The organism is Nocardia gipuzkoensis (genome assembly GCF_021183645.1).
Taxonomy (GTDB): domain Bacteria; phylum Actinomycetota; class Actinomycetes; order Mycobacteriales; family Mycobacteriaceae; genus Nocardia; species Nocardia abscessus.
The window spans coordinates 3,755,661-3,781,003 of the sequence record NZ_CP089225.1; the positions used below are offsets into that span (position 1 = coordinate 3,755,661).

At 72.7% G+C, this 25,343-nt stretch carries 1 protein-coding gene; it reads left to right on the forward strand.

Annotated elements, in window-relative coordinates:
• Positions 1–22 precede the first annotated feature (22 nt).
• Positions 23–25,336, forward strand: a complete 25,314-nt coding sequence (locus LTT66_RS16835) for a non-ribosomal peptide synthetase (RefSeq protein WP_233068595.1) — start codon at positions 23–25, stop codon at positions 25,334–25,336.
• Positions 25,337–25,343: the final 7 nt, after the last annotated feature.

Here is a 25,343-nt window from a genome sequence, read left to right on the forward strand (position 1 = left end):
TCGATTCGGAAGGAAACCGCTGATGACCCACGCAGAGGCTGTGCGCCGCGCCTACGGCATCGACGATCTGCCCGGCCTGATCGCCACCGTCGCCGGACGGGAGCCGCAGCGGGTGGCGCTGCGCCACGGGGAACACACCGTCACCTACGCGGCGCTGGCCGCGGAACTCGCGGCGCTGGCCGAGGTCATGGGCGCGGGACTGGGCGCGGACGCGCTGGTTCCGGTGGTGGTCTCCGGCCGTCTGCCCGCACTGCTGGAATCCGGCGACGGCGCGCTCGGCGCGGTCTTGGCGGCGCTGCTCGACGACGCGCTGTCCGCGGCGCACGATGTCCTGACCGCCACCGCCGCGCCGGTCGAGACGCTGGTGAGCCAGTTCGAGGAGCAGGTGCGCCGTAGCCCGGACGCGACCGCGCTCGACTGCGCGGGCGTCACCCTGACCTACGCCGAACTCGACGGCCGGATCAACGCGCTGGCCTGCCACCTGATCGAACTCGGTGTCCGGCCCGACACGCTGGTGGGCTTGGCCGTCCGGCGCTCGATCGACCTGGTGGTCGGCATGTACGCGATCCTGAAGGCGGGCGGCGCCTACCTGCCGATAGACCCGGACCATCCGGCGGATCGCATCGCCTACGTGCTGTCGGTCGCCGAACCGGTGATCGTGCTGACCACCACGCACGACGAGCCCGAATTCGGGCCTGCGGTCCCGACGCTGCGGATCGATGAATTCGCGGGTTCGCCCACCCCGGACGCGCCCATGGTCGTCCGGTCGGCCGACGCCATCGCCTACGTGATCTTCACCTCCGGCTCCACCGGCCGGCCGAAGGGCGTGGCCGTGTCGCACCGCGCGATCGTCGCGAATCTGCGCTGGCGGCAGCGCATGTACCGGCTGCGCGCCGACGACGTGGTGCTGCAGAAGACGCCGTGCACCTTCGACGTGTCGGTGTGGGAGTTCTTCTGGCCGTTACAGATCGGGGCCCGGCTGGTCGTCGCGGCGCCGGACGGCCACCGCGACCCGGCCTACCTGGCCCGCGTGATCCGGGAGCGCGGTGTCACCGTGGCGCATTTCGTGCCGTCGATGCTCGCGGTGTTCGTCGCCGAGCCGCAGGCCGCCGCGGCGGACTCGCTGCGGCTGGTCTTCGCCTCCGGCGAGGCGCTCCCGGCCGCCACCGCCGCGGCCTTCCGGGACATCTGCGGGGCGACCCTGCACAACCTGTACGGTCCGACCGAAGCCGCGGTCGACGTGACCGCGCACGAGGTGACCGGCGCGGACGTTGCCCGGGTGCCGATCGGTGTCGCCGCCGACGACACCGAGCTGCTGGTGCTCGACGACAGCCTGCGTCCGGTGGCGCGCGGCGTCGTCGGCGAGCTGTACCTGGCGGGCGTGCAGCTGGCGCGCGGCTACCTCGCCCGCCCCGGCCTCACCGCCGAGCGATTCGTGGCGAACCCGGAGGGACCGGCAGGGGAGCGGATGTACCGCACCGGCGACCTGGTGCGCTGGGCGCCCGGCGCCGATGGCGGGCCGGACGAACTGGAATACCTGGGCCGCACCGATTTCCAAGTGAAGGTGCGCGGCCTGCGGATCGAACTCGGCGAAGTCGAGGCGGCGCTGCTGCGCCACCGGCAGGTGTCCCAGGCGGCGGTGGTGGCGCACCGGCACGCGAGCGGTGAGCATCTGGTCGGCTACATCGTGGGTGATCCGATCGATACCGCCGAGGTGCTGGATTCGGTGCGGCGCGAGCTGCCCGAGTACATGGTGCCGACGCTGCTGGTCCGAGTGGACGCGATGCCGCTGAACGCCAGCGGCAAGCTGGACCGGCGGGCGTTGCCGGAACCGGAATTCGGTTCCGGCGCACCGGCGTATCGCGCGCCGCAGAACGAGGCGCAGGCGGCGGTCGCCGCTGTCTTCGCCGAGCTGCTCGGTGTAGCGCGCGTGGGCGCGGACGACGATTTCTTTGCGCTCGGCGGCAATTCGCTGCTCGCCACCCGCGCTATCGCGCGGATCGCGACGGCCCTCGGCGCGACCGTGGACGTGCGTGATTTCTTCGCCCGCTCCACTGTCGCCGCGGTGGCCGCATCGGCCGAGCGGGCGCGGCCTGCCGGAGCGCGTCCACCGCTGACGGCGGGTCCGCGTCCGCAGCGCGTTCCGCTCTCGCCCGCGCAGCGGCGCATGTGGTTCCTCAACCGGTTCGGCGCCGACACCGAGCAGGCCCGCGACCTGGGCTCCGCCGCCGTGGACAACATCCCGGTGGCGCTGCGCCTGCGCGGCCCGCTGGAGGTGTCGGCGCTGTCGGCGGCGATCACCGATCTGGTGGCCCGGCACGAAGTGCTGCGCACCGTATATCCGCAGACCGCCGACGGGCCCGTGCAGTCGGTGCGGCGGGTGCACGCCGTGTTCGACCTGACACCCGCCGAGGTGCCGGAGGACCGGCTGCTCGCGGCGATCCGCCGCGCGGCGAGCCAGGGCTTCGACGTCGCCGAGGAGATCCCCGTGCGGGTGCGCCTGCTGCGCTGCGGGCCGCAGGACCACACGCTGGTGCTCGTCGTGCACCACATCGCGGCCGACGGCGTCTCGCTCGGTCCGCTGATGCGCGACCTGGCCACCGCGTACGCCGCGCGGCACGAGGGCCGGGCGGCGCAGTGGGCTCCGCTGACCGTGCAGTACGCGGACTACGCGCTCTGGCAGCAGCGGGTGCTCGGCGCGGAGACCGACGCGGATTCGGTGGCCGCACGCCAACTCGCCTTCTGGCGTGCCGAATTGGCCGGATTGCCCGCGCAGCTCGAGCTGCCCGCCGATCGGCCACGCCCGGCCACGGCTTCGTATCGGGGCGCGACCCACGAGTTCGCCATCGATGCCGCTCTGCGCGCCGACGTCGAGGCGGTCGCGGCGCGCGTTCGCGTGACGCCGTTCATGGTGCTGCACGCGGCGCTGGCGGCCCTGCTCGCGCGGCTGTCGGGCACCGCCGACATCGCGATCGGCACGCCCGTCGCGGGCCGGGGCGAGGCGGCGCTCGACGATCTGGTCGGCATGTTCGTCAACACCCTCGTGCTGCGCACCGAAGTCGACGGCGCCCGCCGTTTCGCCGAACTCCTCGCGCAGGTCGCCGACCGCGACCTGCGCGCATTCGCGCACGCCGACATCCCGTTCGAGCAACTGGTGGAGGCGCTGAACCCGGCCCGTTCGGCCGTTCGGCATCCGCTGTTCCAGGTCGCGTTGTTCATGCAGAACATCGGGCCGATCGCGCTGGCCATGCCCGGCCTCGACACCGGCCTGGTCGACTTCGATCCCGGTTTCGCGAAGTTCGATCTCCAGCTCACAATGTCCGACGCGGCGGCGGGCTATCGCGCCGAATTCACCTACGCCACCGATCTGTTCGACGCCGCGACCGTGCGCGAGTTCGCGGCGAAGTTCGTGCGGCTGTTGCGCGCGGCGGTGCGCGACCCGGACGTGGCGGTCGGGGACATCCCGCTGCTCGACGCGGGCGAGCTGGACTACGTCACCGCGAGCTGGAACGCCAGCGGGCACCGCGTGCCCGACCGTTTCCTGCACGAGGGTTTCGACGCGCAGGTGCGCCGCACCCCGGATGCCCTGGCGCTGGTCACCGACACCGAGCGGTACAGCTACGCCGAACTGTCCGACCGGGCCGACCGGCTGGCCAGGATGCTCATCGGGCTCGGCGTCGGCCCGGAAGCGCTGGTCGTGCTGGCGCTGCCGCGCTCGGCCGACCTGGTGGTGGCCATGTACGCGGTGGCGCGGGCGGGCGGGGCGTACGTTCCGGTGGACCCGGCGCATCCGGCCGAGCGGGTCGGTCACATTCTCGACACCGCGCGCCCGCATGCGGTGCTGACCACCAGTGCGGCCGGATTCGCCTCGGCGACAACGGTTTCCGTCCCGGTGTATCACCTGGACGAGGTCGATCTCTCGGCGTATGCGTCCGGCAAGATCGGCGACCGCGAACGCCTCGGTGTGCTGCACCCGCAGCACCCGGCCTACGTGATCTTCACCTCCGGGTCGACCGGCAAGCCGAAGGGCGTGGCGGTCAGCCACCAGGCCATCGCCAATCAGCTGGCCTGGATGCACGCCGAATACCGTCCGCGCACCGGCGATGTCTACCTACAGAAGACCGCGAGCACCTTCGACGTCTCGCTGTGGGGATACTTCCTGCCGCTGCGGGCCGGCGCCACCCTGCTGCTGGCCGCGCCGGAGGGACACCGCGATCCGCGCTACCTCGCCGAAACCATCGCCCGCCACCGCGTCACGCTCACCGACTTCGTGCCGTCGATGCTCGCGGCCTTCGCCGCGCACGCGGAGGCGGGCGAACTCGACTCACTGCGCGAGGTGTTCGTCATCGGTGAGGCGCTGCCGCCGGAGACGGCCGCCGCGTTCCGGCAGGTGTGCGACGCGAACCTGCACAACCTCTACGGTCCGACCGAGGCGGCGGTGTCCATCACCTACCGCGCGGTCACCGAGACGGACACGCCGCAGGTGCCGATCGGTGAGCCGGAATGGAATTCGCAGGTCTACGTGCTCGACGGGCGATTGCGGCCCGCGCCGATCGGCGTGCCGGGCGAGCTGTACCTGGCGGGGGCGCAACTGGCGCGTGGCTACCACGGCCGCGTCGACCTCACCGCCGATCGATTCGTCGCGAACCCGTTCGGCCCGCCCGGCGCGCGCATGTACCGCACCGGCGACCTGGTGCGCTGGAGCCGCGACGGCGAGCTGATCTATCTGGGCCGCACCGACTTCCAGGTGAAATTCCGTGGACAGCGCATCGAACCGGCCGAGATCGAAACCGCGCTGCTGGCGGCGGCCGAGGTGAGCCAGGCCGCGGTGCGGCTGGTCACCGGACCGACGGGTGAGTTCCTGGCGGGCTACGTGATCGAAGCGCCCGGCGCGACAGTGGATCTCGACGGGCTGAAACGGTCTGTAGCCCAGCGCCTTCCCGCTTACATGGTGCCGGCCGTGCTCGTCCGGCTGGCCGAATTCCCGGTCAACACCAGCGGCAAGCTCGATCGCGCGGCACTGCCGGTCCCGGTGCTCGCGGCAGAGCGTTTCCGCCCGCCCGTGCACGCCGCGCAACGTCTGGTCGCCGCGGTGTTCGCCGAGGCGCTGCGGGTTCGGCGGGTCGGACTGGACGACGACTTCTTCGCCCTCGGCGGCAGCTCGCTGGACGCCACCCAGGTCACCGCCCGCGCGGGCGAGGCCGCGGGCGTGCGCGTTCCGGTGCGCGCGCTGTTCGACGCGCCCACGGTGGAGGGCTTCGCCGCCGCCGTCGAGCGGCTCCGCGCCGCCGGGTCGACCCGGCTTCCGCTGGTCCGCCGGGCCCGGCCCGAGCGGGTGCCGCTGTCGCCCGCGCAGCAGCGACTGTGGTTCCTCAACCGGATCGAGAGCCAGGACGGCGCCGACAGCGTCTACAACCTGCCGATCGTGCTGCGGCTGACCGGCCGCCTCGACGTCACCGCGCTGGAGCGCGCCGTGCTCGACGTGCTGGCCCGGCACGAGACGCTCCGCACCACCTTCCCCGAAACCGACAGCGGCCCCTACCAATCGGTGCTCGATGCCGCCGACATCGGCCTGAGCCTGCATCCGGTGCCGATCGACCGTCGCGGAGTCCGGGAGGCCGTGGCCGGGATCGTCCGCGCGGGGTTCGACGTCACCGCCGAGTTGCCGTGCCGGGTCGCCCTGCTGGCCGTCGACCGGGTGGACGAGGCGCGCGGCGTCACCGGTGACGAATACGTGCTGGTCTTCGTCGTGCATCACATCGCCGCCGACGCGTTGTCGATGGTTCCGCTGGTCACCGATCTGGTCCGGGCCTACCTCGCGCGCCTGACCAGCAGACGCCCGGACTGGGCGGCGCTGCCCGTGCAGTACGCCGACTACAGCCTGTGGCACCGGGAACTGCTCGGCGCCGAGGACGTCCCCGGCGACCTGGCCTACCAGCAGCTGCGTTTCTGGCGCGACGTCCTCGACGGCGCGCCGGCGCAACTGCCGCTACCGGCCGACCGGCCGCGGCCCGCCGTGCCCTCCCACGAGGGAGCCGCCGTCGATTTCGTCATCCAGCCCGAGGTGGCCGCGGGCCTGCGGGCGCTGGCCAGGCGCAGCGGCGCGACGCTGTTCATGACGCTGCACGCGGCGTTCGCCGCCACGCTGGCCCGGTTGAGCGGCAGCGCCGACATCGTGATCGGCACGCCGGTCGGCGGGCGCGGGGAACGGGCGCTGGACGCGCTCGTCGGCATGTTCGTCAACACTCTCGCGCTGCGCACCCGGGTCTCCGGCGACGCGGCGTTCGCCGCGCTGCTGGCGGACGTGCGCGAGGGCGACTCGGCCGCGTTCGCCAACGCCGACCTGCCGTTCGAGCGCTTGGTGGACGCCATGGCGGTGGACCGTTCCGCCGGCGCGCACCCGCTGTTCCAGGTGATGTTCAGCTTCGAGGCCGCGATGCCCGCCTTGGACGGGAAGGCCGTGCAAGTGCCGTGGCTGTCGGTGCGCCCGGTCGAGATCCCCGATACCGGAGCGAAATTCGACCTGCACCTGGTCGTGCAGGAGCGGGCCGGATCGGCGGAACTGTCCGGCACCCTGCGCTACGCGACCGATCTGTTCGACGCCGCGACCGCGGAGTCCTACGTCGCCCGGTTCCGGCGGCTGCTCGTCGCCGTCGCGGTCGATCCCAGCACGCGCATCGGTGACATCGAACTGCTGTCGGACCCCGAACGTCACCTGGTCCTGCGGGAATGGAATGCCACCGAGCAGCCGGTGCCCGCATCGGACACGCTCGCCTCGCTGTTCGCGGCCCAGGCCGCGCGCACCCCGGACGCGCCCGCGGTCACCTTCGAGGGGCCTGCGCCGGTCCACCCGTTGCCCGGCCACCACCCCCCAACGAGTCGCTACGCGACGCTCGCCCACCCGTCGCCCGACCACCACCCCCCAACGAGTCGCTACGCGACGCTCACATATTGCGAGTTCGCCGGTCGGGTAAACCGGCTGGCACGCTGGCTCGTCGAACAGGGCGTCGGCCCGGAATCGCTGGTGGCGCTGGGCATGCGCCGCTCGGTCGACTTGGTGGTCGGCATGTACGCCGTCACCGTGGCGGGCGGCGGCTACCTGCCGCTCGACCCCGACCACCCCGCCGAGCGCACCGCGCACATCCTCGCCGCGGCCGCGCCCGTGTGCGTGCTCACCGCGGGCGCGGACCTGCACTGCGGTCTCGCCGAGACGCGGATCGATCGGCTCGACCTGTCCGCCTACTCGGACCGTCCGCTCACCGACGCCGACCGGCGCGCGCCACTGCGGCCGTCGAATACCGCGTACGTGCTGTTCACCTCCGGTTCCACGGGCAGGCCGAAGGGCGTGGCGATGAGTCACCGCGGCATCGTGAACCGGCTGCGCTGGATGCAGTCCGCGTACGTCGGGCTCGGTCCCGGCGATGTCCTGCTGCAGAAGACGCCCGCCACCTTCGATGTCTCGGTGCCGGAGTTCTTCTGGCCCTTACAGGTCGGCGCCCGCATGGTGCTGGCCCGGCCGGACGGCCACCGTGACCCGGCCTACCTGGCCCGGCTCATCCGGACCGAGGGGGTCACGGCAGCGCACTTCGTGCCGTCCATGCTGGCCGTCTTCGCCGACGAGGCGCTCGACGTGCCGACGCTGCGCGAAGTGTTCTGCTCCGGCGAGGCGCTGCCGGTCGGTGTCGCCCAGCGGATGCGTGCACGCACCGGCGCACGGGTGCACAACGGCTACGGCCCGACCGAGGCCGCGGTGGAGGTCACCTTCCACCAGGTGTGCGACACCGATTTCGAGACCGTGCCGATGGGCAAGCCGATCTGGAACACCCGGACCTACGTGCTCGACGCGCGGTTGCGTCCGGTGCCCGTCGGGGTGCCCGGTGAGCTGTATCTCGCGGGCGTCCAACTGGCGCGCGGCTACCTGGGCCGCCCCGACCTGACCGGCGACCGGTTCGTCGCCGACCCGTTCGGCCCACCCGGCGAACGGATGTACCGCACCGGTGACCTGGTGAAGTGGACCGCCGCGGGCGAGCTGGAGTTCCTCGGCCGCACCGACTTCCAGGTGAAGATCCGCGGCCTGCGCGTCGAGCTCGGCGAGATCGAATCGGCCCTGCTCGCGACGCGCGGCGTCACGCAGGCCGCCGTCCTGGTACGCGACGACCGCGGCACCGGAGAGCGACTCGTCGCCTACCTGGTGACGGACGGGCCGATCGAGATCACGGCGGTGCGTGACGCGCTGTCCGAGCGGCTGCCGGGCTACCTGGTGCCGCAGGCGTTCGTGGTGCTCGAACGGTTCCCGGTGAACGCGTCGGGAAAGCTGGACCGCACGGCACTGCCCGCCCCCGCGCTCGCGCCCGCGGTGTTCCAGGCGCCCAGTGGTGAAGCGGAAACGCTTGTCGCCGACACGTTCTCGACCCTGCTCGGAGTGACCGACGTGGGCGCCGAAGACGATTTCTTCGCCCTGGGGGGCAACTCGCTCAGCGCCACCCAGCTCGCCGCGCGACTGGGCCGGGCCACCGGCGCCGAGGTGGCGGTGCGCACGATCTTCGACGCGTCCACGGTGCGCGCGCTGGCGCGGCGGATCACCGTCGACGGCCCGGTCGATGACGCCCCCGTTCCGCTGCCGCCGCTGACGCCGCAGGAGCGCAGCGGGTCGATCCCGCTGTCGATCGCCCAGCAGCGCATGTGGTTCCTGAATCGGTTCGACACCACAACCGGCGCGTACAACATCCCGTTCGCACTGCGTCTCACCGGGGCGTTGAACGTGCCCGCCCTGGCGGCGGCGATCGCCGATGTGATCGCCAGGCACGAGACACTGCGCACGATCTATCCCGAACACGACGGCGGCGCGACGCAGGTGGTGCTCCCCGCCGGGACGAAACTGGTCGAGCTGGTCGCGCGGCCGGTTCCGGCGGCGCAGGTGCCCGAGCTCGTCGCCGCCGCGGCGCGCGCCGGGTTCGACGTGACCGCCGAGGTGCCGCTGCGCGTTCGTCTGCTGCGCGTCGAGGACGAGTGGGGGCCGGGCGGGCAACAGGTCCACGTGCTGCTGTTCGTCGTGCACCACATCGCCGCCGACGGTTGGTCTTTCGCACCGCTGACCCGGGACCTGGCCAACGCTTACGTCGCGCGGTGCGCCGGCATCGCACCGGCCTCCGGGCCGCCGCGGGTGCAGTACGCCGACTTCGCCCTCTGGCAGCGTGCCGCACTCGGCTCCGCCGACGACCCGGCCTCGGTCCTGTCCCGCCAGCTGGCGTACTGGACCGATCGGCTGGCGGGGCTGCCCGAGGTGCTGACGCTCCCGTCCGATCGGCCCCGCCCCGCGGTCGCCACCAACCGGGGCGGCGCGTCGACCGCGCGGCTCGACGCAGACTTGCACGAGCAGATCCAGGTCCTCGCCGCTGCGCACCGGGCGACCCCGTTCATGGTGCTGCACACCGCGCTGGCGGTGTTGCTCAGCCGCTACGGCGCCTGCTCGGACGTCGTGATCGGCGCGCCGGTCGCCGGACGGGGCGCCGAAGCGTTGGACGAACTCGTCGGCATGTTCGTCAACACGCTGGTGCTGCGCACCGAGGTCCGCCCGGACGCGACCCTCGCCGAACTGCTGGCGTCGGTGCGCGCGGCCGACCTGGCCGCCTTCGACCACGCCGCGGTGCCGTTCGAGCAGTTGGTCGAGGTCGTGAACCCGGTCCGCTCGCAGGCGCACGCCCCGCTGTACCAGGTCGCGCTGACCTTGCAGAACCAGGCCGCACCGGAGTTCCGGCTGCACCGGCTGGCCATCGCCGCGCTCGAGGTGGACGCCGCGCCGATCCAGCTCGACCTGGACTGGACACTGACCGACCGCTACACCGCCGACGGTGCGCCGGACGGCATCGACGTGCACCTGCACTACGCGCTCGACCTGTTCGACGAACCGACTGCCGCCGGGTTCCTCGCCGCCTTCGAACGCGTGCTGCGCGCCATGGTGCGCGACGCCCGCACCCGGGTCGGCGCGGTCGAGCTGATGTCGGTGGCCGAGCGCGGCATGCTGCTGTCGGACCGCAATGCCACCGCCCACGCCCTGCCCGCCGAAACCCTGGACGACCTGCTCACCGCCCGCGTGGCCGCCACGCCCGACGCGATCGGCGTGCGCTACGAGGACACGGCGGTGACCTACGCCGAGTTCGCGTCCCGGGTGAACCGGCTGGCTCGCAGGCTGATCGAGGCGGGTGTAGGCCCGGAGGACATCGTCGGACTGGCCGCGTGGCGCTCGATCGACATGCTCGTGGCGATGTACGCGATCGTGCGGGCGGGTGGCGCGTATCTGCCGATCGACCCGGCGCATCCAGCAGAGCGCCTGGCGCAGATCGTCGCGAGCGCCGCGCCGCGGCTGGTGCTCACCGTGGGTGGCGCGGCGCTCTCCGCCCTGGACGGCGTGCCCGTGCTCGACCTCGCCGATCTCGACATCGACGGCGTCCCCGACGGCCCGGTCGACGATGCCGAGCGGGTCGCCGCCCTGCGTGCGGACAACACCGCCTATGTGCTGTTCACCTCCGGTTCCACGGGCACGCCGAAGGGCGTGGCGGTGACCCACCGGGCGATCATGAACCAGCTGCGCTGGCTGGAGCACCGCTACGAGGTCACCGCGGCCGACCGCATCCTGCAACGGGCCCCGCTGACCTTCGACGTGTCGGTGTGGGAATGTTTCCTGCCGATCGCCGTCGGCGCGCCGCTGGTGATCGCCCGGCCCGGCGGGCACCTCGACCTCACCTATTTCGCGGATCTGCTGCGCGAACACCGGATCACCATCGCCGAGTACGTGCCGTCGGTACTGGCCGCGCTGATCGGTGAGGGCATGGGCGACGCGCTGCGGTCGTTCCGGCACCTGCACTGCGGGGGTGAGGCGCTCACCCCGGAGCTGCTCGCCGCGCTGCGCGGCAGCTTCGACGGCGCGGTGCACAATGCCTACGGTCCGACCGAGGCGGCGATCTCGGCGATCTATCACGAGTTCACCGACGCCGACGCCGACGGCCGGGACGTGGCGATCGGCCGCCCGTGCTGGAACACCAGGGCCTATGTGCTGGACGCGCGGTTGCGTCCGGTGCCGATCGGCGTCACGGGGGAGTTGTACCTCGCGGGCGACCAGCTGGCGCGCGGCTATCACGCCCGTCCCGGACTGACCGCCGAGCGATTCGTCGCCGACCCGTTCGGCGTGCCGGGCCGCATGATGTACCGGACCGGTGACCTGGTGCGCTGGAACCGCGACGGCGATCTGGTGTATCTGGGCCGCAACGATTTCCAGGTCAAGCTGCGCGGTCAGCGGATCGAACTGGGCGAGATCGAGGCCGTGCTCGCCGCCGCGCCCGGAGTGCGCAACGCGGCGGTGCTGGTGGCTCGCGACAGCACGGGGCGGCAATGCCTGGTCGGCTACGTCACCGGCGCGGCCATCGCCCCCGAGGCGGTGCTCGACGCGGTGCGCGCTCAGCTGCCCGCCTACATGGTCCCCGCCCACGTCGTCGTGCTCGGGGAGATGCCGTTGACCACCGTGGGCAAGCTCGACCGCTCGGCGCTGCCCGCCGTCGAATTCACCGGCGCGGCAGCGGAGTTCCGCCCGCCCCGGGAGGGGACCGAAGCGGTGCTCGCCACTCTGGTCGCCGACCTGACCGGCACGGCGCGCATCGGCGCGGACGACGATTTCTTCGCCCGCGGCGGCAATTCGCTGCTGGCCATGCGGCTGGTCGCCAGGGCGAACGCCGCCTTCGGCTGCGCGCTGACCGTGCGCGAGGTGTTCGAGGCGCCGACCGTGGCGGGGCTCGCACTGCGGGTGGCCCGGTCGGAGCGACCGGACGCGGACCGGCCCGCGCTCGTCCCGGGCGAGCGGCCCGCACGGATACCGTTGTCGCTGGCGCAGACCCGGATGTGGCTGCTGCACCGGCTCGATCCGGATTCGGCGGTCTATCACATCCCGATCACCATCCGGCTCACCGGCGCGTTGGACGTGGCGGCGTTGCGGGCCGCGGTACGCGACGTGATCGGTCGGCACGAGTCCCTGCGCACCGTCTTTCCCGCGGATGCCGAGGGACCAGTCCAGGTGGTTCTCGCCGAGACCGACCTGCCCGAGCTGCCGCTGCACCCGATCGAGGTGACCGAGCCGGACCTGCGCGACGCGGTGCTGGCGTGGACCGGCGGGAGTTTCGACCTGCGCACCCGTATTCCGGTGCGGGCGAGGCTGTTTCGCGTCGAATCGGATGATCATGTGCTCGCGGTGGTGGTCCACCACATCGCCGCCGACGGCGTCTCCACCGCCCCGCTGGCCCGCGACCTGATGACGGCCTACTCCGCGCGCGTCGCGGGGGAGGAGCCCGCGTGGCGTCCGCTGCCCGTGCAGTACCCGGATTTCACCCTCTGGCAGCGCGCGGCGCTCGGCTCGGCGGACGACCCGGATTCGGTGCTGTCCGGCCAGATCGCGTACTGGCGGGCCGAACTCGCCGGACTGGCCCCGGTGCTGGAGCTGCCCGCCGATCGCCCGCGCCCGCCGGTGGCCTCCGGCCGGGGCGCTACCGTCGAATTCGCGATCCCCGCCGACCTCACCGCGGCGATCGCCGGTCTCGCGCGGCGGCACGGGGTCTCGACGTTCATGGTGCTGCACGCGGCCTACGCCACGCTGCTCGCCCGGCTCGCCGGAGTGGACGACGTCGCCGTCGGCACGCCCGTCGCCGGACGCGGCGAGCAAGCGCTGGACGACTTGGTCGGCATGTTCGTCAACACTCTCGTGCTGCGCACCCCGGTCGCGGCGGACGCGTCCTTCGCCCAGTTGCTCGCCCGCGTGCGCGAGGTCGACGTGCGGGCCTTCGCGCGCGCCGACCTGCCGTTCGAGCGCCTGGTGGAGGAGCTGAACCCGGTTCGTTCGCAGGCGCACGCGCCGATCGTGCAGACCCTGCTCACCTTCGAGCACCACGACGACACCGTGTTGCGGCTGCCCGGCCTCACGGTGTCGGCCTATCCGCTGGACAACGGCGTCGCGCAGGTCGACCTGGCCGTGGAGCTGGCCGAGCACCGCACCGACGCCGGAGCCGCGCTGCGCGGCGTGCTGCGGTATGCCACGGACCTGTTCGACCGCGACACCGTCGCCACGTTCGGGACCCGGTTCGTGCGCGTGCTGCGCGGCGTGGTGGCCGACCCGTCGGTGCGCGTCGGCGATCTCGAGCTGCTGGACGACGCGGAGCGGGCGCTCGTGCTGGACCGGTGGAACGACACCGCCGCCCCGGTCGACCCCGCGGCCACGCTGATCTCGCTGTTCGAGGCACAGGTGGCCAGGACCCCGGACGCGCCCGCGGTCACCGTGGAGGGTCGCACGCTGACCTATGCCGAGTTCGCGGGACGCGCCCGGCGCCTCGCACGCTGGCTGGCCGGACAGGGCGTCGGCCCGGTCGCGCCGGTCGCGCTCGGCATGCGCCGCTCGCTGGACCTGGTGGTCGGCATCTACGCGGTCACCCTGGCCGGCGGCGCGTATGTCCCGCTCGACCCCGACCACCCCGCCGAGCGGCTGGAATACGTGCTGGCGACCGCCCGGCCGGTGTGCGTGCTCACCTCGGGCCTCGACCTGGACGCGGGCGCCGCGCGGCAGGTACGGATCGACCGGCTCGATCTCACCGGCTACTCCGGCGATCCACTGACCACGCCGGACCGGCTCGGTACGCCGGGGCCGGGCCACACCGCGTATGTGATCTTCACCTCGGGCTCAACGGGCCGCCCGAAAGGCGTGGCGGTCACCCACACGGCGATCGTGAATCGCCTCACATGGATGCAGTCGGCCTATCCGCTGGCCACGGACGACGTGGTGCTGCAGAAGACCCCCGCCACCTTCGATGTTTCCGTCTGGGAGTTTTTCTGGCCCTTGGCTTTCGGTGCGCGGCTGGTGGTCGCACGTCCAGATGGCCATCGCGACCCGGGCTATCTGGCTCGGCTGATCATCGAGCAGCGCGTCACGACGGTGCACTTCGTCCCGGCCATGCTGGGGGTTTTCCTGGCAGACCCACGCTCGGGAGAGTGCATTACGCTGCGCAACGTCTTCGCGTCGGGCGAGGCATTGCCCGCGGTTGCCGCGCAGCGGGCGCGAGAGGTGATCGGAGCGCGGGTGCACAACCTGTACGGCCCCACGGAGGCCGCTGTCGACGTCACCTGTCATGAGGTGACCGATACGGACCTGGTGTCCGTGCCGATCGGAAGACCGGTGGCCAACACTCGCCTGCTGGTGCTGGACGCCCGGATGCGGCCGGTGCCGGTCGGCGTGCCGGGTGAACTGTACCTGGCGGGCGCGCAGCTGGCCCGGGGTTACGTGGCGCGACCGGAGCTGACCGCGGACCGGTTCGTGGCCGATCCGTTCGGTCCGGCCGGGGCGCGGATGTACCGCACCGGCGATCTCGTGGCGTGGCGCGGCGACGGCGAGCTGGAGTATCTGGGGCGCACGGACTTCCAGGTGAAGCTGCGCGGCCTGCGCATCGAGCCGGGTGAGATCGAGTCGGCGCTGCTGGCGCTGGACGCGGTCGCGCAGGCGGTGGTTCTGGTCCGTTCCGACGAGCGGCTGGGCGATCAGCTCGTGGCCTACCTGGTTGCCTCGGGCCGTCCCGTGCTCGACACCGGGGCGGTGCGCGCCGCGCTGGGCGCCGCCCTGCCCGCGTACATGGTGCCCACCTCGTTCGTCGTGCTGGAACGGCTCCCGGTCAACGCCTCCGGCAAGGTGGACCGCGCGGCGCTGCCCGCGCCGGAGTTCACGACCGTGGGCTACCGGGCTCCGGCCACGCGCGAGGAGGCGACCGTCGCGCGGATCGTGGCGAGCCTGCTCGGTGTGCAGCGCGTCGGGGTGGACGACGATTTCTTCGCCCTCGGCGGCAATTCGCTGATCGCGACCCAGGTCGCCGCCCGGCTGGGGGCCGAGCTGGACGCGGAGATCCCGGTGCGCCTGCTGTTCGAGGCGCCTACCGTGTCCGCCCTGGCCGCGCGCGCCGAACGCCTCGCGGGCCGCGGCGGCAGGCCCGCGCTCGCGCCCCGGCCGCGACCCGAGCGCATTCCGCTCTCGCCCGCGCAGCAGCGCATGTGGTTCCTCAACCGCTTCGACCCCACCGAGACCGTGCACAACCTCGCGGTGGTGGTACGCCTCACCGGCTACCTCGACTCGGACACCCTGGCCGCCGCCGTCGCCGACGTGGTCGGCAGGCACGAAACGCTGCGCACCGTCTACCCCGATATCGATGGCATCGGCTACCAGCGCGTCCTCGACCCCACCAAGGTGCCCGCGATCCAGCGCTTGGACGCGGCGGGCGCCCTGCGCGAGTTCGTCGCCGCCCCGTTCGACCTGACCGCCGACGTGCCGCTGCGCGTCGGCCTGGACACCCGGTCCGACCGCGATCACCTGGTGGCCCTGGTGGTGCACCACATCGCCGCCGACGGGTTCTCCATGGGCCCGCTGGCCCGCGATCTCGCCGCCGCGTACGCGGCCCGCGCGACGCGCACCGCGCCGGTCTGGACCGAACTCGACCTGCAGTACGCCGACTACGCGCTCTGGCAACGCGAAGTGCTCGGCACGGAGGACACCCCGGACTCGGTGGCCGCGCGTCAGCTGGCGTACTGGCGCGAGACGCTGCGCGCTTTGCCCGCTCAGCTCGACCTACCGGCCGACCGGCCGCGTCCGGCGGTCGCCTCCCACGCCGCGGCGAGCGCCACCGTGGTCCTGCCGGACGAGGTCCGCGCCGGAATCGCCACCGTGGCCGCGCGCTACGAGGCCACGCCGTTCATGGTCGTGCACGCCGCGCTGGCCACCCTGCTGGCCCGGCTGTCCGGCACGGCCGACATCGCGATCGGCGCGCCCGTCGCGGGCCGGGGTGACGCGGCGCTCGACGATCTGGTCGGCATGTTCGTCAACACCCTGGTGCTGCGCGCGCAGGTGCCCGGCTCGGACACCTTCGCCGCCGTGCTGCGCCGGGTGCGCGAGCACGACCTCGACGCCTTCGCCCACGCCGACGTGCCGTTCGAGCGCCTGGTCGAGGTGCTCGACCCGCCGCGGTCGCAGGCCAGGCATCCGCTGTTCCAGATCGCGCTGTTCTTCCAGAATCTCGCGCCGGTCACCTTGGACATGGCCGGAGTGGCGGTGACCGAGCACGAATTCGACTACGAGACCACCCCCTTCGATCTCCAGCTGACCGTCGCCGGCGACGAGCTGCGCTTCACCTACGCCACCGACCTGTTCGACGCCGCGACCGTCGAGACCTTCGGCGCGCGCTTCGCCCGCCTGCTCGCGGTGGTCACCGCCGACCCGGAACAGGTGGTCGGTGACATCGATCTGTTCGGCGCGGGCGAGCTGCGTCGCGTGGTCACCGAGTGGAACGACTCCGCGCACACCGCCTTGGCCGACGAACTGCTGCTCGACGAGTTCGAGGCGCAGGCCGCCGCGACGCCCGACGACCCGGCGCTGGTGTTCGTCCCCGACAGCGCGACGCCGCCGGTCACCCTGTCCTACGGCGAGCTGGACCGGCGTGCCAACCGGCTGGCCCGCCATCTCATCGCGCTGGGCGTCGGCCCGGAAGCGCTGGTGGCGCTGGTGATCCGGCGTTCACCCGAGCTGGTGATCGCGATGTACGCGGTGCTCGAGGCCGGCGGCGCATACGTGCCGATCGACCCGGACCACCCCGCGCAGCGCATCGCGCACATTCTCGGCACCGCCGCGCCCGTGGCCGTGCTCACCACGACGGCGGATCGGATCGACCTCGGCGACGTCCCCACCGTCCTGATCGACGCCGTCGCGCTGGACGGCTACTCCGACGACCCGATCGCGGTCGACGAGCGTCCCGAGCCGATCCACCCGGACAGCCCCGCGTACGTGATCTTCACCAGCGGCTCCACCGGAAAACCCAAGGGCGTCAGCGTCTCGCACGCCGCGATCGTCAACCAGATGACCTGGATGCAGTCGCGGTACGGCCTCACCGCCGACGACGTGTACCTGCAGAAGACGGCCACCACGTTCGACGTGTCGCTGTGGGGCTACTTCCTGCCGCTGCGCGTCGGCGCCACGCTCGTGCTGGCCGCCCCGGACGGTCACCGCGATCCCGGCTATCTCACCCGGGTGATCGCCGAAAGACAGGTGACGATCACCGATTTCGTGCCGTCGATGCTGAGCGTCTTCGCCGGGCACGTCGCCTCCGCCGGAGCGAGCGCCGCGCTCGAGTCGCTGCACACGGTGTTCGTGATCGGCGAGGCGTTGCCCGCCGACACGGTGCGGGCATTCGGCGCGGTCAGCGCCGCACGGCTGCACAACCTGTACGGCCCGACCGAGGCCGCGGTGAGCATCACCCACCGCGACGTCACGGGCGAGGGCGACCGCACGGTGCTGCCGATCGGCAACCCGGCCTGGAACAGCCGCGTCTACGTGCTGGATTCGCGACTGCGCCCGACGCTTCCCGGCGTCGCGGGCGAGCTGTACCTCGCGGGCGTCCAGCTCGCGCGCGGCTACCACGGCAGGCCGGACCTGACCGCGGACCGCTTCGTGGCCAACCCGTTCGGCGCGCCCGGCGAGCGGATGTACCGCACCGGCGATCTGGTGCGCTGGGAGACCGGCGGCGGCGCTGCCGAACTGGTGTACCTGGGCCGCAGCGACTTCCAGGTGAAATTGCGCGGCCAGCGGGTCGAACTGGGCGAGATCGAAGCCGCGCTCGTGGCCGCCCCCGGTGTGGCGCAGGCGTGCGCTCGGGTGGTCACCACCGTCACCGGCGACGACCACTTGGTCGGCTACGTCACCGCCCAGCCGGGCGCCGTGGTGGCAGAGGCCGAGGTGCTGCGCGCCGCCGCGGCCACGCTGCCGTCCTACATGCTTCCGTCGGCGCTGGTCACTCTGGATGCCTTCCCGCTCAACGCCTCCGGCAAGCTGGACCGGAACGCGTTGCCGGAACCGGTTTTCGACCGCGTCGCCTACCGCGCCCCGGTCGCACCCGCCGAGCGGGTGGTGGCCGACGCCTTCGAATCGGTGCTCGGCGCCGGGCCGATCGGCGTCGATGACCATTTCTTCGCGCTGGGTGGCAACTCGCTCAGCGCCACCCGGGTGCTGGCCCGGCTCGGCGACCGGCTCGGCCGCCGAGTTCCGGTGCGGCTGCTGTTCGAGGCGCCGACCGTGCGGGCTCTGGCCGAACTGCTCACCGCCGAGGCAGCGGCGAGTGAGCAGGTAATTCCGCTGGTGGCGGGCCCGCGCCCGGTGACGATTCCGCTGGCGCCGGTCCAGCGCGGCATGTGGCTGCTCAACCGGCTCGATCCGGCTTCGCCCGCGCACAACATCCCGATCGCGCTGCGCATCGAAGGCGCACTGGACACCGACGCTCTGGTCGCCGCGTTCGCCGACGTCGTGGCGCGGCACGAGAGTTTGCGCACGATATATCCGGCCGACAAGACCGGCGCCGGTCACCAGGTGATCCTGCCTCCGGACGACGGGGCACGCTTGACGGTCGAAGCGTTGAACGGCCGTGCGGCTGACGACCGGATCACCGAATTCCTCGGCGCTGGTTTCGACGTGACCGCCGAAGTACCGGTGCGCGCGGCGCTGCTGCGCGAGCACGACACCCGGCACGTGCTGGTCGCGGCGGTGCACCACATCGCGGCGGACGGCTATTCGATGGGCCCGCTGCTGCGCGACCTGCTCGCCGCCTACCTTTCCCGCGTCCTCGGCACGGACCCGGCCTGGCCCGCGCAGGCGGCCCAGTACGCCGACTACGCCCTGTGGCAGGCCGCCGAGCTGGAAACCACGGGCGCCGCGCGGCTTTCGTTCTGGGTCGAGACACTGCGTGACCTGCCCGGTGAACTCGAGCTGCCCACCGACCGCCCACGTCCGGCCGTCGCGAGCAAGCGCGGCGCGAGCGTGCGGGCCAGGATCGGCGGCGGCGTCGCCGCGCGCGTGCGCGAACTCGCGCTACGGCACGACGCGACGCCGTTCATGGTGGTGCACGCCGTCTTGGTCGTCCTGCTGGCCCGGGTGACGGGCTCCGGCGACATCCCGATCGGCACCCCGGTGGCCGGGCGCGGCGCGGCGGCACTGGACGACCTGGTCGGCATGTTCGTCAACACCGTGGTGCTGCGCACCCGGCCGGATCAGGATCGCTCCTTCGCCGATCTGCTCGCGCAGACCAGGGCCGTCGACCTCGCGGCGTTCGAGAACGCGAGCGTGCCGTTCGACCGGGTGGTCGACGAACTCGGCGTCGAGCGCTCGCTGGCCCGGCATCCGCTGTTCACCGTGGCCCTGAGCTACCTGGGCACCGGGCCCGACGCCTTCACCGTGCCCGGTCTCGAGCTCTCGGCGGTCGAATTCGATGAGCGGGTGGCCCGTTTCGACTTGCAGTTCACCGTGTCCGCCGAGCCGGACGCCGACGGTCACCTCGCGGTGGAGCTGGACTACGCCACGGATCTGTTCGACGCGGCTACCGCGAGCGCGCTGTTGCGCCGCTTCGGCAGGCTCCTCGGCGCGCTCACCGCCGCACCCGACCGGCCCGTCGCCGAAGCCGACCTGCTGGCGCCCGCCGAACGCGCCGACCTGCTGGGCCGCCGCGGCGACGCCCCGGTGCCGCCCCGCACCCTGGCCGAGTTGATGGCCGCGGCGGTCGCGGTCGATCCGGACGCGGTGGCGCTGATCGCGGGCGAGCGGCGGCTGACCTACCGGATGCTCGACGAGCAGTCCTCGCGGCTGGCGCGCATGCTCATCGGGCACGGTCTCGGCGCGGAGGACGTGGTGGCCATCGCGGTGCCGCGCTCGATCAGCTCCATGGTCGCGGTGTGGGCGGTGGCCAAGACGGGCGCGGCGTTCGTTCCGGTGGACCCGACCTATCCGGCCGAGCGGATCGCGCACATGCTCACCGATTCCGGTGCGGCGCTGGGCTTGACGATCGCCACCTGCCGCGCGGCGCTGCCCGGCGAGGTCGACTGGCTGGTGCTCGACGCGCCGTCCACCGCCGCCAGGATGCGCCGCAACAGCGGGCAGGTGGTCGACGCGGCCGAGCTGATCCGTCCCGTGCGGCTGGAGAATCCGGCCTGGATGATCTACACCTCCGGCTCCACCGGAACACCCAAGGGCGTGGTCGCCACCCACGGCGGCCTCGCCGGAGTGGCCGCCGCGCAGCGGGATCGGTATCAGGTCACCGCGGACGCGCGCGTGCTGCACGTGGCCTCGCCCAGCTTCGACGCGTCCATGCTCGAACTGCTGCTGGCGCTGTCGGCGGGTGCGACGCTGGTGATCGCACCGCCCGGCGTCTACGGCGGCGCCGAGCTCACCGCGCTCATCCGCGACCAGCGGGTGACGCACGCGTTCCTCACCCCGGCCGTCCTGCCGACCCTCGACCCGGCCCAGCTGGGGTGTCTGCGGCAGCTCACCGTCGGCGGCGAGTCCTACGGCCCCGACACGGTGCGCCGCTGGGCGGAGGGCCGCTCCTTCCACAACACCTACGGCCCCACCGAGACCACCGTCATCGCCACCATCAGCGCGGCCCTGCGCCCCGGCGACCCGCTCGATCTGGGCGCGCCGATCCACGGCATGTCCGTGGTGGTGCTGGACGGCCGGTTGCGTCCGGTGCCGATCGGGGTCACCGGCGAGCTGTACCTGCGCGGTCCCGGACTCGCCCGGGGCTATCACGCGCGGCCGGGGCTCTCGGCGTCACGATTCGTCGCCGACCCCTACGGCCCCGCCGGGGGACGGCTGTACCGGACCGGTGATCTGGTGCGGTGGAACCGATCCGGCGCGCTGCACTACGTCGGACGTTCCGACCACCAGGTGAAGCTGCGCGGCCTGCGCATCGAACTCGGTGAGATCGACACCGTGCTGTCCGCGCACGAAACGGTGGAGACGGCCGTCACCGTGGGCCACACCGACGCCTCGGGTGCGGTCTCCCTCGTGGCCTACGTGGTCGCGGCGGCCGGCCACACCATCGATACCGTCGCCCTGCTGGCCCATGCCGCACGCTCGCTCGCGTCGTACATGGTGCCCAGCGTTGTGCTGACGCTCGGCGAACTGCCCTTGACACCCGTCGGCAAGCTGGATCGGAACGCGTTGCCGCAGCCCCGGCTTCGCGGCGCGCCGTTCCGCGCGCCCCGCACCGAGGTCGAGCGGGTGGTGGCGCACACGGTCGCGGAAGTGCTCGGACTCGACGGCGGCGTCGGCCTGGACGACGACTTCTTCGCCCGGGGCGGCAACTCGCTGACCGCGACCCAGCTGGCCGCCCGGCTCGGTGACCGGCTGGCGGTCACCGTCGGCGTTCGCGCGGTGTTCGAGCATCCGTCGGTCGCCGCCCTGGCCCGCGTGCTGACGACCGCCTCCGGCGCGGCCGGACGTCCCGCGCTCACCCGGCGCGCGGTGACCGGGCCGGTGCCGCTCTCGCTCGCCCAGCAGCGCATGTGGTTCCTCAACCGCCTCGATCGGCAGTCCACGGCCTACAACATTCCGCTGGCGGTGCGGCTCACCGGCGACCTGGACGTGGCCGCGCTCGCCGCCGCGATCGGCGACGTCGTCGCCCGCCACGACGTGCTGCGCACCGTGTACCCGCAGCACCCGTCCGGACCGATGCAAGTGGTGCTGCCCGCCGCGGCGAGCACTCCCGTGCTCGCGCCCGTCGCCGTCCGCGCCGACGATCTCGGCGCCGCGGTGGCCGATTTCGTCGGCGGCGGTTTCGACGTCACCGAGACCGTCCCGGTCCGCGCCCGGCTGTTCGCCCCGATGGACGGCGACGCGACCGCTCCGGTCACCGAACACGTGCTGGTGGTGGTCGTGCACCACATCGCCGCCGACGGCTCGTCGCTGGCGCCGCTGGCCCGCGACGTGATGCTCGCCTACGCCGCCCGCAGACGCGGCGTCGCACCCGACTGGCCGCCGCTTGCGGTGCAGTACACCGATTTCAGCGTGTGGCAGCGCGAATTGCTCGGCGCGGAGGACGATCCCGGCTCGCTGCTGGCCCGGCAGATCCGGTTCTGGACCGAGACGCTGGCCGATCTGCCCGCGCAGCTGAACCTGCCCACCGATCGCCCGCGCCCCGCCGTCGTCGCCACGCGTGGCAGGCACGTCGACTTCGCGATCGCCCCCGACGTGCACGCCCGGCTGACCGGCATCGGCCGGGAGTCCGGCGCGACGCTGTTCATGGTGCTGCACGCGGCGTTCGCGGTGCTGCTCGCCCGCCTGTCCGGCACCCCGGACATCGCGGTGGGCACCCCGGTCGCCGGGCGCGGCGCGGCCGAACTCGACGACGTGGTCGGCATGTTCGTCAATACGCTGGTGCTGCGCGCCCGGGTCGACGCGGGCGACGCATTCGCCGATCTGCTCGCCCGCGTCCGCGCGGCCGATGTCGCGGCCTTCGCCAACGCCGACGTGCCGTTCGAGCGCCTGGTCGAGGTGCTCAACCCGGAGCGGTCCACCGCTCGCCACCCGCTGTTCCAGGTCGGGTTCTCCTTCCACAACCAGGCGGAGGCCGACTTCGGCCTGGACGGATTGACCGCGACGGCCGCGGATTTCGACACCGAGGTCGCCCAGTTCGATCTGCACTTGGTCGTCACCGACCGCTATGCCTCCGACGGGGCGCCCGCGGGCATGGCCGCCTCGCTCACCTACGCGACCGCGCTGTTCGACGAGTCCACGGTGGCCGGGTTCGCCACTCGCCTGCAACGGCTGCTCGGCGCGGTGTGCGCCGACCCACGGCTGCCGGTCGGCGATCTCGCGCTGCTGGACCCGGCGGAGACCGAGCGCATGCTGGTCACCTGGAATCAGGCCGATCGCCGCTTCGCCCCGGACACGCTGCTCACCGCCTTCCAGGCGCAGGTGGCCCGGACGCCGGAGGCGATCGCGATCGTCGACGACGCGCGAACGGTGACCTACCGTGAGTTCGGCGCGCGGGTCAACCGCCTGGCCAGGGTGCTCATCGAACGCGGGATCGGCCCGGAAGCGCTGGTGGCGCTCGCCATTCCACGCAGTCTCGACCTGCTCGTCGCGATGTACGCGGTGGTGACGGCCGGTGGCGCCTACGTGCCGCTGGACCCGGCCCATCCGCTGGAGCGCACCGCGAGTGTGCTCGCCGCCGCCACACCGCAGTTGGTGCTCACCTCGGCCCGGGTACCGATGCTGCCCGCGGCGGCGTCGGAACACAGTGTGGTGCTGGATATCTCGACTGTGTCCGAGACCGTGGCCGACGGGCCGGTGCGCGACGACGAGCGGGTCGCCCTCCTGACGCCCGCGAACACCGCGTACGTCGTCTTCACCTCCGGGTCCACCGGCGCGCCGAAGGGCGTCGCGGTGCCGCACGCGGCGGTGACCCACCAGCTGGACTGGATGCAGTCGGAATACGGGCTCGGCCCGGACGACGCGGCGATGGTGTCGACTTCGGCGGCCTTCGACCTGTCGGTGTGGGAGTACTGGTGGGCGCTGCGCACCGGCGCCCGGCTGGTGCTCGCGCCGCGGAACGCGCAACGCGACCCGGTGGGTGTGCTCGACCTGGTGCGCCGCGCCTCGGTGACGACGCTGACCCTGGTGCCGTCGCTACTGGCGATGCTGGCCGAATCGTCCGGCGAACGGCGCATGCCGCGCTCGCTGCGCAGGCTGCTCGTCATCGGCGAGGCGTTGCCCGCCGCGACGCTGCGCCGGGCCGCGGCGCTCACCACGGCCAGGATCGACAACCTGTACGGCCCCACCGAGACCGCGGTCTCGGTGACTCGCTTCCGCACCGGCGCGGCCACGCGGCACGCGGTGGTGCCCATCGGCACACCCGAGTCCGGCACCCGGGTCTATGTGCTCGATGATCGCCTGCATCCCGTGCCCGCCGGGGTGACCGGCGAGCTCTACCTGGGCGGCGCGCAACTGGCCCGTGGTTACCACGGCATGGCGGAGCTCACCGCCGAGCGGTTCGTGGCCGACCCGTTCGGTCCCGCGGGCGCACGCCTGTATCGCACCGGCGACATGGTGCGCTGGGGCGCGGAGGGCAACCTGGAGTACGTCGAGCGGCGCGACTTCCAGGTGAAGGTGCGCGGCTACCGCATCGAACTCGCCGAGATCGAGCACGCCCTGCTCTCGCGGCCGGAGATCGGCGAGGCGATCGTCCTCGCTTACGACACCGACGACGCGAATGCCGTGCTGGCCGGCTATTTCACCGCCGTGCGGCCGCTGGACCCGGGCGCGCTGCGCGCCGCGCTGGCGGAGGTCTTGCCGAGCTACATGGTGCCCGCGGTGCTGCGGCAGGTGCGGGCGTTGCCGCTCACCGCGAACGGCAAGGTCGACCGGGCCGCGCTGCCGCGCCCGCAGTTGCGCGGCCGGGAATTCCGCGCCCCCGGCACCGACTTGGAACGTGCCGTGTGCACGGGCTTCGCCGAGGTACTCGCGGCCGAGCGGGTCGGCCTGGACGACAGCTTCTTCGAACGCGGCGGCAACTCGCTGCTGGCCACCCGGCTGGCCGCGCGCCTGAGCACGGCGCTCGGCGAACAGATCCCGGTGCTCTGGCTGTTCGCCGCGCCGACGCCCGCCCGCCTGGTCGCCCAGCTGGAGCAGCACCGGACCGGCCGCGGCCGGGTCGACGCGGCGGCCGCGTTCGACGTCGTGCTTCCGCTGCGCACCGGGGGCGCTCGGGAACCGCTGTTCTGCTTCCACCCGGCGAGCGGCGTGGCGTGGTCGTTCGCCGGTCTGGCGGCGCACCTGGACCCGGAACGGGACGTGTACGGCATCCAGTCGCCGGTGCTCGGCTCGGCCGCGCGCCTGCCGGAATCCATCGACGACTGGGCGCGCGAGTACGTGCGCGAGATCCGCGCCGTTCAGCCCGAAGGCCCGTATCACCTGCTGGGCTGGTCGCTCGGCGGCGTCCTCGCGCATGCCGTCGCGGTGCGCTTGCAGGAACAGGGCCAGCGGGTGGCGGTACTGGCCATGATGGACAGCTCGCTGCGTGGCGGCGCCGACGCGAACGCGCCGCTGCCGGTCGCCGACCTGCTCGGCGGTGTGCTCGGCGAAGCCGCCGACGAGGAAGACGCCGGACTCGACCTGCCCGGGCTCGCGCGCCGGATCGCGGAACTGCCCGAACCGTTCGCCTCGTTCGGCGCCGACCGCCTCGATCGCGTGCTGCGCGCGGGAGCCGGGTCACTGGAGCTGATCCGGCGATACCGCCCGCGCCCGTACAAGGGCAACCTCGTGTACTTCACCGCCGCGCTGGACGATCCGACCGGCGCCACGGGTGCCGCGAGCTGGTCGGACGCCGTAGACGGCACCGTGCACAACCACGCGGTGCACGCCTCGCACTGGCGGATGACCTCCGAATCCGCGCTGGCCAGGATCGGCCACGTCCTCACCGCGGTACTGGCCGACACCGGCCCCCACTGAGCCCCCC

Bases quoted from the DNA above. Each gene is read 5' to 3' on its own strand.
- LTT66_RS16835 (WP_233068595.1), top strand. From the start codon at position 23: ATGACCCACGCAGAGGCTGTGCGCCGCGCCTACGGCATCGACGATCTG.